This window comes from Nocardia aurantiaca (assembly GCF_009708175.1).
GTDB lineage: Bacteria > Actinomycetota > Actinomycetes > Mycobacteriales > Mycobacteriaceae > Nocardia > Nocardia aurantiaca.
The window spans coordinates 85,219-97,740 of record NZ_WMBB01000020.1 but is presented as its reverse complement, the minus strand read 5'-3'; the positions used below and the strand labels follow the sequence as shown (position 1 = coordinate 97,740).

Here is a 12,522-nt window from a genome sequence, read left to right as displayed (position 1 = left end):
GTTCGCGCACTGGAAACACGGTGCATTGCCTACCGGTTCAACAGCGGGAGCCGTGTAACGGGAGACTGTTAAGCACGGTTCTGAGAGCGGCGGCGGGTGAGATTCCCGCCGCCGACTCACCTCGTAGCAGGTTCCTGTGCGACCTACCGATCGTAAGATGCCGAGTTCCTTTGCCGTCGCCGCGAATTCAGCGGAAAGATACTGACTGCCGCGGTCGCTGTGGAAGATTGTCTTCCCGGTGGCGATGGGCAAGTTCCGGGCGGCCATGCGCAGGGCGTCGGTCACCAGTTCGGTGCGCATATGGTCGGCCATGGCGTAGCCGACGACCTTCTTCGAATAGCAGTCGAGCACGGTGGCCAGATACAGCCAGCCTTCCCAGGTGCGGATGTAGGTGATGTCGCCGACGAGCTTGCGTGCCGGCGCGTCGGCGGTGAAGTCACGCGCCAGCAGGTCGGGCAGGTCGGCGGCGTCACCGGCGACGGTGGCGACCGGCCGGAACGGGCGGGGCTGGCACGGCACCAACCCCAGCTCACGCATGATCTTGCGCACGGTGTCGGGATCGACCCTGGTGCCCCACCGAGCGAGCTGGGCGTGGACGCGGCGGTAGCCGTAGGTGCCGTCGGAGTGCTCGAAGCAGAACCGGATCTCGGCTTCGAGGACTTCCCGCCATTGCGCCGTGGCCGACGGCTTACGACCGCGCCAGTCGTAGAAGCCCGAGCGCGATACCTCCGCCCACCGACACATGTCGACCACGGAATGATTGCCTTCTTCGGACGCGATGAACGCGTATTTGACCGTTACCGGTGCTTCTTCGCGAAGAAGGCCACCGATTTTCCCAAGAAGCGGTTCTCCTCTTCCAGCTCCCGAACCCGCCGCTCCAATTCCTTCAACCGGGCACGTTCCGGCATCGACAAACCGGTATCCGCTGCAGAGTTCATTCGCTGGAACTGTTTGACCCAGTTACGGATCGTCTGATCAGTCACCCCGCAATCACGCGCGACATCGACGACCGGCCGGGACTTCTCGACCACCTCGCGTGCCGCCGTCTCCCGGAACTCCGGGCTGAACTGACGCGACTTCCTCTGTGCCACAAACCACTCCGTTCAGTTACCCAAATTCTACTTTGGGTCGCTGTCCGAAGAACTTCCAGCACCTCACACACCATCAGAAGCACTCGAAGAGGTGTTGCGCTGACCGCCGGAACCGCACCAATTTGCAGGGTGCGGATCTCCTGGTTTCGTAGTGTGCAAAAGTGGTTAAGGCGAAAGCCGAGCCGGAGCTGGTGCCGCATGGTACTGGCGGATTCGCCAGTCGTCCTCGACGTGCTGGATGACCAGGGACAGGCAAAGCTGGCGAGGCTCGCCTGTGGGCGAGGTGAATTCGGCCTCTGCGAAAGCGCTCACTGTTTCCTCGCCCAGCCGTACCGCGTGCCGTACCTTCGCGGTGACTGTCGTACCGTCTGCGACGTTGTCGTAGTACGCGGAGATCTCGGCGGGGCCGACTCGCAGATCGGGGTCGACCCCCTGGAAGAGTGCATCCTCAGTGAACAACGAAGCGATATCCGTCGTTCTACGATCGTTGAACGCCGTCTCCCAGGCGTTGAGCACTTCGGCCACAACACCGCTCGCCCGCTCCTGAACGCCGGAATCCGCCACCCGGCGGAAGCCGTGCCCCGTGTGGATGATTTCACGCTCCCACTCGTGACGCGCCTGGATGTGCAGGCGCCAGTAATGCTCTGCTATGTCGTCCGGATCGAATGCGGTGCCTGGGGCGACCGGGCCGTCGATGGTGACTGTCGCGATGTGGACACCCGACGGTCCATACTGTTTGTCGAGCAGGGTCACGAGGGCGCGCACTCCGGCCTTGCCCAGGGAAAGACTGACATACTCCGGTTTCGGCTCCGGCATGCCACCGGTGACAATTAACGAACCACTACCGCGTCGCGCCATCGCGGGGGCGACGAGCGCCGCGGTGTTGATCGCCCCCACCACGTTGACCGCCCACGCCTCCTGGTGCGCGAGGACCGACAATTGCCCCGGCAGGTCGGGCCGGATGACCGCCGCGTTGTAGACCACCACATCCGGCACACCGAACATCTCGTTCGCGGAGGTGAGCGCGTCGCGAAGCGCCATCTCGTCGGTACTGTCCGCCGCGAAGGTGGCAATGGGCACCCCGAGAGGTTCGGCGGCGACGGTCTTCAAAGTGGTATCCGACCGGGCAACCATCGCGATCGGCATTCCCTCGAGCGCGAATCGCCGGGCGACGGCCAGACCGATTCCCGGCCCGGCTCCGATGATCACAGCTCCTGTCATCACTAACTCCTTCAGCTTCCTGCAACGTACGAAGGAAGGCTAAAGTCTCACATCAGTGAGAAGGTCAAGCCTAACGAGGGAGCCACTGTGCGAATCGGCGCCCTGGCACGTGCCACCGGAGTGAACGAGCGGCTGCTGCGGTACTACGAGGACCGAGGTCTGCTCCGGCCGATCCGTCGCTCCAACGGCTACCGCTACTACACCGAGTCGGACATCACCACGGTGGCGCATATCCGGTCGTTGCTAGCTGCGGGCCTGTCCACCGCCGTGATCGCCAGGATTCTGCATTGCATTCACGGCGACGGTGAAGAACTCTCACCATCGCCATGCCCAGGGATGATCACCCAGCTACGCCGAGAACACGCTCGGATCGATCACACGATCACCCGGCTCCAGGCAGCCCGGCAGACCCTCGACGCACTCATCGACGACGCCGTCGACCCGTCACGCGCCGGTGACGTAGCTCGGCAACGAAACAACCAGGGATGACGCCACGCCGGGGTCTGTCCAGGATAACGGCTCTGTCGCGCTTTCGGTTTGCGCCGTGAGGCGCTGTGATTCGAGAGGGTCTTCCAGCGTGGCGTCACCATTCAGTGGCGCATCTTTCGGCTACTTAAGACTGGTGGTAGGACGTGATCCCGGCCAGGATCAGTTCCAGTACCCGGTGGGAAGCTCTCTAGTGTCCCGCGCCGGGAATTCGTTGTTTAAATCAAGGTTGTGAGCTGGCGTGTCGGTAGGTCTGCTCGGGATGGACCGTTCATGCTGGCGGTCGTGCGTGGGCGTCCGAAGCAGCGGTTGGTGTTGACCGATGAGGAGCGGCAGGTGTTGACCGGGTGGACCCGGCGGCGCAAGTCGGCGCAGGCGCTGGCGCTGCGGGCACGGATCGTGCTGGCGTGCGCGGGGGAGGGCGGGTTGCGGTCGAACACTGATGTTGCTGCGGCCGAACGTGTTTCGCTGCCGACGGTCGGCAAGTGGCGTCAGCGGTTTCTGGAGAAGCGGCTGGACGGGCTGGGTGACGAGCCACGGCCGGGTGGTCCGCGCACGATCACCGACGAACAGGTCGAGCAGGTACTGGTCGCGACGCTGGAGCGGTCCCCACACAGTGCCACGCACTGGTCGAGGGCGTCGATGGCTGCCGAGACCGGTTTGTCGAGGTCGTCGGTCGGCCGGATCTGGAAGGCGTTGCGGTTGCAGCCGCACCGGAACGACGAGTTCAAGATTTCCAACGATCCGTTGTTCGTGGACAAGGTGCGTGACGTGGTCGGGCTGTATCTGGATCCTCCGGAGAAGGCGATCGTGTTGTGCGTGGACGAGAAGTCCCAGATCCAGGCCCTTGACCGGTCGGCGCCGGTGTTGCCGATGATGCCGGGCATGCCCGAGCGGCGCACCCACGACTACGTCCGCCATGGCATCACGACTCTGTTCGCCGCGCTGAACGTGGCCACCGGCGAGGTGATCGGACAAATCCACCGCCGCCATCGCGCCACCGAGTTCAAGAAGTTCCTGGCCAGGCTCGACAGGGAAGTACCGGCCGAGCTGGACGTGCACCTGATCTGCGACAACTACGGCACTCACAAGGCGCCGATCATCGTGAAATGGCTTGCGGCACATCCCCGCTTCCACATGCACTTCACCCCGACCTACTCCTCCTGGCGGGGCGAGGTCGAACGTTGGTTCGGCCTGCTCACCGACCAGCAACTCCGACGCGGCGTCCACAAAAGCATTGCCGCACTGGAGAAATCAATCCGCGATTGGGTCACCGCATGGAACGAGGACCCCAAGCCGTTCGTCTGGACCAAGACCGCTGGATCCTGGAACGACTCGCCTCATATTTGAAACGAATTCCCGGCGCAGGACACTAGCTCGAGTTTTAACGTCTGGGGTCGTGTTGAGGACCCCAGTTGATCATGGACGAAGCCCTTGGCTGATGATTTGTCTTGCGACAGAAAAAATCTCGGAACCAAGGGCTTCGGTGAATAGTGTGCACGATACCGGCTGTGCCGGTGTGTTGGGGGACCTTTTCCTAGGAAATTCGAGGTGGAATGGCACCGAGCCTCCGCCCCGGCCGCAGTTGGCTTCGGCCGGGCAGACGCACCAGATTCCGATCCCCGACCCGCGTCGAAGACCGATAGAACAGACCTCGGTTGAGTCGGTCAGAGGGCGCGGATTACCGTGCGACACGGTCGAAGCGCAGGTGAAGTTCACGAGGTGCGCCGACGCTGATGCCGACCGACCGCTGTACTACGGTGCCGGGGGCGAGGCGGAATCCGGTGAGCCGGTCCAGCAGGCGCGTGATGCCGATGTCGAGTTGCATGCGCGCGAAGTGACGGCCGACGCAGCGATGGATACCGATGCCGAAAGCCAAGTGCGGATTGCGGTTACGGTCGAAATCCAGTTGCCCTGGATTGTCGAATCGATCGCTGTCGCGGTTGCCCGATCGCCAGTGCACCGCGAGTCGGTCGCCCTTGGCCATCGCGACGCCGAGCAGGTCGTTGTCCTCTACGACGAGTCTGCCCATGACGCTCACCGTCGAGGTGTAGCGCAGCAGCTCGTCCAGATCGTGTGCGGCCCAATCGGGTTCACGCAGCCGCGCCTCCAGGCCGGGCATTTCGGCGAGATACTCGGCGATGTAGGCGAGTGCGCCACGGGTGGTGTCGAGCCCGCCCAACAGCAGCACGGTGACTACGCCGAGACGTTCCTCCATGGTGAGCGGGCGGCCGCCGGCAACGGTGGCATCGACGATGGACTGCAGCAGATCCGCGCGGGGCGCGGCTTCCCGCTCGGCCATGAGCTCGGCGGCCAATGCCGCGACGGCGGCGAAACTTTCGGGCGTGTTCTGCACCGACACTTGCGTGACGGCATCGACCGCGCGTGCCAGCCGCTGCTGGTTGTCGTCGTCGAGCACGATCTTGGCCAGCGCACCCGCGGTGAACGGGATCGCGAACTCGCTGACGAACTCGACCTCCCCGCGGTCGGCGAACCGGTCGATGAGTTCGTCGGCGAGCTGTTGCACCACAGGCGCGTATCGCCGCAACGCCGACCGAGAGAACGGCTCGTTGAGGAATGCCCGGAAGTCGTGATGCAGCGGCGGATCCACATCGATGGGCGGCAACGCGACTGGCACCGAAGTCAATCCGGGCATGGCGGAACTGAATATCTCCGGATGCGCGGCCACCGTGACAAGGTCTTCGTACCGCGTGACCACATGCATTCCGCCACCGAATCCCGTGTGCACGACCGGGCATCGCTCGCGCGCCCACGTGAGCTGATCGTCGAGCCGCGCGCAGTGGTCTTCGTCGAACCAGTCGAGACGATCGAAGAACTCCTGATGGCCGTCGGTCACGCCGAACCCCTTCCCGCCCCAGAGCAGTAGTGCGCTGATGGTGCGCCCGGCGGGCGCACCGAGTCAACCCGCTCGGCGCGTCGAGGACCGATCAGAACTCGCCCGATTCCGGGAAAGCGCTTGTGCGCCATGCGAGGTCGTGGTGTCAATCCTCTGCGGCGATTCGCCGAGGCTCGGTGCGGAGGTGGTGGGAGAGGTTGCCTGCCAGGGTGATGTGGACCTGCCGTTCCATGAAACTCCAGTCGTTATCCAGGCGGGTGAAGTGATCGATATAGCGGCCTGCGGCGATGGGTTGGAGGGGGAGGTCGGGGAGGGCTTGGAAGACGGTGAAATAGGAACGGGCCGTGGCGATGTGGGATTCGTCGTCGAACTCGATGGCGATATTGGTGGTGGCATGGTGGGTGCGCGGAGTGCCGTCGTCGTAGAGGATCACCGTGGCGCGGAACATCTTTTCAAGGTTTTCGCCGCCTGTGATCGTGGTGCCGCTGCTGGTGAATGTGGCGTTGGCGAACAATGCGCCGACGCCGGTGAAATCCCCGGCGTCGACCAGTTCCGCGTATGTGGTGATCAGGTTCGTCACGGCGGTCGTGTCGGCGGCTGTGCTCATACCATGTGAGGGTAGGCGGCAGGTGGGCTACCGCGTGGGCCGACGCCGTGTAGACGTGCCGTACGCCGTCGACGGTCTGCGGTGCGCGGACCAGCTTCGCGACCTTGTCGGCGCGGTCGACGAGGTCGTCGGCGCTGCCCTCGCGAGCGCGGCCGCGGACCTGTGTCGTCGAGCGAGCGGCCATGGTTGCTCATGGCCGCTTTACCCTCGCTCTCGACTGTGGAGAATGCGCAACTGGTCGTGAAAAACGCTGTGCGGCAATGGGTTATCGGAGAATCAGCGCTCGACCCTTGCTTGCCCTATTTGTCCAATATGTGATCGTCAATGGCCGGGAGGCCGCCCATGGGCTCTGTAGAATGAGTGACGTCGACTCGGCTGTGCCGCCGTAGCCGACAACCCACAGCACCGGAGCGGAACGGAGTTCTCACTCTGGAGAGCCAGGTCCTCGAATGCCGTGGCCGCCACTCGGGTGGCGCGCCATGACGGTGTTTGTCGGGACTTCGGGGTGGCAGTACGCCGACTGGCGGGAGGTGCTGTACCCGAAAGGTGTCGGGCAGCGGCGGTGGCTGGAGTGTTACGCGCGAGGGTTCGCCACCGTGGAGTTGAACGCCGCGTTCTATCGGCCGGTGGCGCGTAGCACCTTCGAGGGGTGGCGGAAGCGGACGCCGGGTGATTTCGTGATGGCGGTGAAAGCGAGCCGGGTGGTCACGCATTATCGGCGGCTGAGCGATGTCGAGGTCCCGGTCGAGCGGATGATCGATGCGGCCCGCGGGCTGGGGGACCGGCTGGGCCCGATCCTGCTTCAATTGCCGCCCACGCTGACCGCCGCCCCGGACCGGCTCGACACGGTGCTCGGGCTGATCCCCGACGACCTGAGGGTGGCGGTCGAACCGCGCCACGAGACCTGGTGGAGCGACGAGGTGCGCGAGGTACTCGAAGCGCACAATGCGGCTTTGTGCTGGGCCGACCGACTGAACCATCCGGTCACGCCACTGTGGCGCACGGCCGACTGGTCATACGTCCGCTTCCATGAAGGTGCCGGTAGGCCACGGCCTCGCTACCCGGAACGCGTGCTGGCCGAATGGGTCCGGCACATCGACGACGCATGGGAACAAGACCAGGACGTTTACGTCTACTTCAACAATGACCCCGGCGGCGCGGCTGTCCATGATGCGGTCCGGTTCGCCGACCTCGCCCGCACCGCGGGCCGCCCCGTCACCCGCACTCCCGACCGACTCCCGCTCGCGTCCGACTAGAGGAGCGAGACCCGCGGGCAGTTCCTGAGTCGGCTGGTCGGATTCGCGATGCAGTCGCGCGAGGAAGACGTCGAGGCCGCCGGCAGCGCCCGTCGGTCCTGACCGAAATCCTGGTCAGTTACGTGCAGCCACGGTAGATCAATTTGTTGTCTATTTGACGATGTCCAGACTCGCCGAATACGCGGCACACCGGTGACCACGCATCGTGGAATTGGGCAGCTATTCGTCTATGACCGGCAGCATGTCCTCAGGCCGGATCAACGCCGGCCAGCCGCGCGGCATGCAACGCGATGTACAGCTCGGCCGCGGCCTTCGGGTCCGAACACCGCCGATCGGTGAGGGTCTCGATGCGCCGCAACCGGTAGTGAATGGTGTTCCGGTGGTAGTGCAGCCGTTGCGCCACCTCGGTATTGGACCCGCCGCACTCGAACCATAGCTCCAGCGTGTCGAGCAGGGTGTCGCGCTCCTCCGGCGGCAACTCCAGAACCGGCCCCAGTACATCGTCGGCCAATTCCCGCGACGCCGAGGGCGCGTGCGCGAGCACGAGCGGAATCGGCGTGCTCCCGTACGCGGTGACGGTGGCGCTGCCGGGCGGCGCGCACCGCCCCGCGAGTTCCGCCTCGCGCAAGGCGGTCCCCGCCGAGCCGGGCGTCGGGAAGGGGCGGCTCACCCCGATTCGTCCGGTCGCATGTGAGCGCAGGCGCGACAGCACCCGCTCATGTGACCGCGCGGTGGCCACATTGAGCAGCCCGATCCGGGCGCCCGGCTCGCTGAGCCAGATCGACTCGACGAAGTCGGCCCGCAGCCGTTCCTCGATCCCGAACAGCGGTTCCACTGCGCCGGAATCGGTTTCGGCGTATACGACGACGAAACTGCCCAGCGGCGGCAGGTGCAGGGCCCGTGCGATATCGCGCTGGGTGGGATCGTCCGCCTCGCCGTCGAACAACCTCCGCAGCATGGCGCGGCGTTCGAAGTCGTGGCGGCGTACCCGCTCGTTGAGGAAGTCGGCGTACGCGTCGGCGGCGGCGCCGGAATAGTCGTCGAGGATCCGCCACATCTCCGAGCCGAGCCGCGGCAGCACGTCCAGATTCGTTCCCGCCGCCGCGATGAGCGCCCGTTCCCACAGCAGCCGCCCGGCCATCCGGTACGCGTGCAGCACGGCAGCGATCGGCACGCCCAGTTCCGCCTTGACCCGACCCACCACCGTCGCCGGTTGCAGCCGCCGCCCGGCGCTCCCGGAGAGTTGTTCGAGCAGGGCGGTCAGGTTGTCGCGGACGACCAGGTGCAGCTGGGCCTCGGTGAGGGCGGCTTCGGCGTAGGCGTGGTCGCCGGTGAGGATACGGCCGACGAGTTCGGTGGCGAGATCGTCGACCTCGACGAGCAGGCTGCGCGCCACCGCGGTCGAATCGCTCGACGGCACCGCCGTCGAACCGCTCGACGGTGCTGCGGTGGAACCGGTCGGCGGCAGTGCGGGGGAGCCGCTGCGCGGCGGCTCGGTCAGCGCTGTCATGGATTCGATAGTAGGCATGTGCTCTCGACACCGATTGTGCTCCAGCACAAACGGCCGCGCGGCATCGGTAAACCCGCGCACATGGTGGGCGGATGCACCGGACACGCAGTATCGACACCGACAGCGACAGTGACCGGGGTCATACCCCGGGTCGAATGATGAGGTGGAGAGAGGTGTCGACCGTGTACGACTACGTCGTCGTAGGCGCGGGATCCGCGGGATCCGTGCTGGCCAGCCGATTGTCCGAGGATCCGGCGATCCGGGTGGTTGTGATCGAGGCCGGGCCGCGTGACACCGCCGAGGAGATTCACCTGCCGGCCGCCTTCCCGTCCCTGTTCAAGAGCCCGCTGGACTGGGACTACGACACCGAGCCCGAACCCCGCCTGCACAGCCGCCGCGCCTACCTGCCGCGCGGCCGCGTCCTGGGCGGGTCCAGCTCCATGAACGCCATGATCTACATCCGCGGGGCCCGCGCCGACTACGACGCCTGGGCCGCCGCCGGCGCGGACGGCTGGAGCTATGACGAGGTGCTGCCCTACTTCGTGCGGGCCGAGGACAATGAGCGTGGCAAGGACGCCTATCACGGCGTCGGCGGGCCGCTGTCGGTCAGCGACAGCCGGTCGAATCATCCACTCGGCGAGGCGTTCCTGCGCGCCGCCGAACAGGCCGGGCACACCCGCAACGACGACTTCAACGGCGTGACCCAGCTCGGCGTCGGCCGCTATCAGGTGACCCAGCGCAATGGCATGCGCTGCAGCGCGGCGGTCGCCTACCTGCACCCGGCGCTGGAGCGGAGGAACCTGACCGTCATCACCGACGCCCTCGCGCACCGGATCGTCATCGAGAACGGCCGGGCCACCGGCGTGGTGATCGGCCGCGGCGGCAGCACCGAGACCATTCGCGCTCGGCGCGAAATCGTGCTGGCCGCAGGCGCTTACGGATCGGCACAGCTGCTGTTGCTGTCCGGCGTAGGCCCGGCCGAGCAGCTGGCGGCCTTCGGCATCGAGACCGTCCGCGACCTGCCGGTCGGCCGGAATCTCCAGGACCACCTATCGGTGTTCCTCAACTACCGCACCGACCGCGAATCCCTGATGACCGCGCTCACGCCCGAAAACCTGGGCCTGCTCCAGGAATCCGGTCGCGGCCCGCTGACCTCGAATATCGGTGAGACCGGCGGCTTCATCGAGACCCGCGCCGGACTGGCGGGCCCGGACATCCAGTTCCATCAGGCCCCGGTCCTCTTCCACGGCGAGGGCATGGGCGCGGCGACCGAGCACGGATACGCCTTCGGTCCGTGTCTGATCAACCCGACCAGCCGCGGCGAACTCACCCTGCGCTCGGCGGACCCGGGCACCGCGCCGCGCATCCGCCACAACTACCTCGACACCGAGGCCGACCGCGCGAGCATCATCGCCGGACTGCGCAGTGCCCTCGACATCGCCGACCAGCCTGCGCTGCGTGACATCACTACCGGCGAATTCCTCACTCCCGCAGGCGATTCCGATGACGACCTGCTCGACTTCGCTGCCCGCACCGCCCAGACCCTCTATCACCCCACCTCCACCTGCGCCATCGGCGCGGTCGTCGACTCGCGCCTGCGCGTGCTGGGCGTCCAGGGCCTGCGCGTCGCCGATGCCTCGGTCATGCCGTCGGTGGTGCGGGGCAATACCAACGCGCCCACGATCATGATCGGTGAGAAGGCCGCGGTCATGCTCGTCGAGGACGCCGACTCGGAAGGAAACGCATCGTGACCACGACCGTCGCGGCGACCGTCGAAGCCGCCGTCTCCGCGCTCCGGCAGGGCGAAATCGTCTGGGCGCGAACCGCTCTGCCCGCGCGACGGCGGCTGCTGGATCAGATTCACGCCAATACCGCCCGCTATTCGAGGGAGTGGGTCGAGACCGCCGCCGCCATCAAGCAGTTGCCGCTGGACTCGCCGCTGCTCGGCGAGGAATGGGTCAGCGGCCCCTACTCACTGCTCACCGGCGCGGCGGCGCTCGCGGAATCGCTGCTGGCACTGGAGGAGGGCCGCAGCCCGGTCGACGGCTATCCGATCCATGCCGCCCCCGGCGGACGCACGGCGGTCGACGTCTTCCCGCACGGTCTCTTCGATTGGTTGCTGCTCAACGGATTCCATGCGGAGGTCTGGTCCGGGCCTGGTGTCGATGCCGAAACCGTCCGCGCCCGAGCCGGCCTGGGGCAGCGCACCCCGAACCAGACCGGCGGTGTCGGCGTGGTCCTCGGCGCGGGCAATATCTTCTCGATCGCACCGCTGGACGTGCTCTACCAGCTCTATGCCGACAACCGGGTGGTGGCGCTCAAGCTCAACCCGATCACGGACCCGCTGCTGCCGGTACTGGAGAAGATCTTCGCGCCCATGATCGAGCTCGGCTTCGTGCGCCTGCTCACCGGTGGTCCCGAGGTGGGGACGGCGCTGGTGCACCATGCCGGCGTGGACGCGGTGCACATGACCGGCAGCGCCCTCACCCACGACGCCATCGTCTTCGGCACCGGCGAGGAGGGCGCGCGGAACAAGGCGGCGGGCACACCGACACTGACCAAGCCCATCACCAGCGAGCTGGGCGGCGTCTCACCCACGATCGTGGTGCCGGGCCGCTGGTCGAACGCCGACCTGCGATTCCAGGCCGAGCACCTGGCCACCCAGCGCCTGCACAACAACGGCTACAACTGCGTCGCCGCGCAGGTGGCGGTGATCTCAGCGGACTGGCCCCAGAAGGACCGATTCCTCGCCGAACTGCGCGCCGCGCTCGAGCGGGCCCCACAGCGCCCGGACTACTACCCGGGATCGGCCGCCCGCGTCGACGACGCGCGCCGGTCCTATCCGGACGCCGAGCGGATCGGCGCGCGTACCCTCATCACCGGCCTGGTGCCGGACCGCAATGAAGCCGCGCTGCGCACCGAGTACTTCGCCCCGGTACTGGGCGTACTCGAATTGCGCGGTGACCCAGCGGAATTCCTCGCGCAGGCGGTGCGCGTGTGCAATGACGAGTTCGAGGGCACCCTCGGCGTCAACATCATCGCCGACCCGGCCACCATCGACCGGCTGGGCGAGCACTTCGACCGAGCCGTAGCCGATCTGCGGTACGGCACCGTCGCCATCAACGCCTGGACCGGCCTCGGCTACCTGACCGCCCGGGCCTCGTGGGGCGCCTTTCCCGGGCATACCCTCGCCGATATCCAGAGCGGAATCGGCGTGGTGCACAACGGATTGCTCATCGCCGAACCCGAGCGCACCGTGGTCCGGGGTCCCTTTCGCCCCGCCCCGCGGTCGCTGTTGCGCGGCGAGTTCGCGCTCTCCCCGAAGCCGCCGTGGTTCGTCACCAACCGCACCGGCGCCACCACCCTGCGGCGTCTGACCGACTTCGCGAAGCGTCCCGGCGTCGCCGCGCTTCCGGGCATCTTCGCCTCCGCGCTGCGCGGCTGAGCGCGGAGAACCGGGGTGCGAGTGCAACAACGGGTTCAGGTATCGGCGT

10 protein-coding genes and 1 pseudogene are annotated in these 12,522 nt (G+C 66.4%); 5 read left to right on the top strand and 6 right to left on the bottom strand.

Annotated elements, in window-relative coordinates:
- The 3 genes from GLP40_RS31285 to GLP40_RS33435 form a co-directional block, all read right to left on the bottom strand.
- A partial coding sequence (locus GLP40_RS31285; protein ID WP_328290874.1) for an IS3 family transposase occupies window positions 1-780 on the bottom strand: 780 nt, incomplete at its 3' end.
- Window positions 781-797: 17 nt separating this feature from the next.
- Window positions 798-1,091, bottom strand: a complete 294-nt coding sequence (locus GLP40_RS34635; RefSeq protein WP_154791605.1) for a transposase — start codon at window positions 1,089-1,091, stop codon at window positions 798-800.
- Window positions 1,092-1,256: 165 nt separating this feature from the next.
- Entirely contained in the window at window positions 1,257-2,300 is a 1,044-nt protein-coding gene (locus GLP40_RS33435; protein WP_328290871.1) for an SDR family NAD(P)-dependent oxidoreductase, read from the bottom strand.
- Between the two features lie 99 nt (window positions 2,301-2,399).
- On the opposite strand from GLP40_RS33435, the gene GLP40_RS31270 reads away from it, so the two are divergent.
- Window positions 2,400-2,801 carry a MerR family transcriptional regulator gene (locus GLP40_RS31270; RefSeq protein ID WP_328290870.1) on the top strand — a complete coding sequence of 134 codons (402 nt, stop codon included), beginning with the start codon at window positions 2,400-2,402 and terminating at the stop codon, window positions 2,799-2,801.
- Window positions 2,802-3,071: 270 nt separating this feature from the next.
- Window positions 3,072-4,174, top strand: a pseudogene (locus tag GLP40_RS31265) (IS630 family transposase).
- A 305-nt stretch (window positions 4,175-4,479) separates the two neighbouring features.
- Here GLP40_RS31265 and GLP40_RS34955 read toward each other — a convergent pair.
- On the bottom strand, window positions 4,480-5,655 hold the full coding sequence (locus GLP40_RS34955; protein WP_154791603.1) for a cytochrome P450: 1,176 nt from the start codon (window positions 5,653-5,655) through the stop codon (window positions 4,480-4,482).
- 145 nt (window positions 5,656-5,800) lie between these two features.
- Window positions 5,801-6,262, bottom strand: a complete 462-nt coding sequence (locus GLP40_RS31255; protein WP_154791602.1) for a nuclear transport factor 2 family protein — start codon at window positions 6,260-6,262, stop codon at window positions 5,801-5,803.
- Between the two features lie 479 nt (window positions 6,263-6,741).
- Between GLP40_RS31255 and GLP40_RS31250 the strand changes: the two genes are divergently transcribed.
- The gene (locus GLP40_RS31250) at window positions 6,742-7,518 is read left to right on the top strand and encodes a DUF72 domain-containing protein (protein WP_154791601.1); all 777 of its coding nucleotides are present in this window, start codon (window positions 6,742-6,744) and stop codon (window positions 7,516-7,518) included.
- A gap of 247 nt (window positions 7,519-7,765) precedes the next feature.
- Here GLP40_RS31250 and GLP40_RS31245 read toward each other — a convergent pair whose 3' ends face one another.
- Window positions 7,766-9,028 carry a PucR family transcriptional regulator gene (locus tag GLP40_RS31245; protein WP_196054860.1) on the bottom strand — a complete coding sequence of 421 codons (1,263 nt, stop codon included), beginning with the start codon at window positions 9,026-9,028 and terminating at the stop codon, window positions 7,766-7,768.
- Window positions 9,029-9,201: 173 nt separating this feature from the next.
- Here GLP40_RS31245 and GLP40_RS31240 point away from each other — a divergent pair, with 173 nt between their 5' ends.
- Window positions 9,202-10,779 (top strand): GMC family oxidoreductase, encoded by a 1,578-nt coding sequence (locus GLP40_RS31240; protein WP_328290869.1) that lies wholly within the window; start codon window positions 9,202-9,204, stop codon window positions 10,777-10,779.
- Window positions 10,773-12,473 carry an aldehyde dehydrogenase family protein gene (locus GLP40_RS31235; protein ID WP_407671734.1) on the top strand — a complete coding sequence of 567 codons (1,701 nt, stop codon included), beginning with the start codon at window positions 10,773-10,775 and terminating at the stop codon, window positions 12,471-12,473. Before GLP40_RS31240 ends, GLP40_RS31235 begins: the two co-directional genes overlap by 7 nt.
- Window positions 12,474-12,522: the final 49 nt, after the last annotated feature.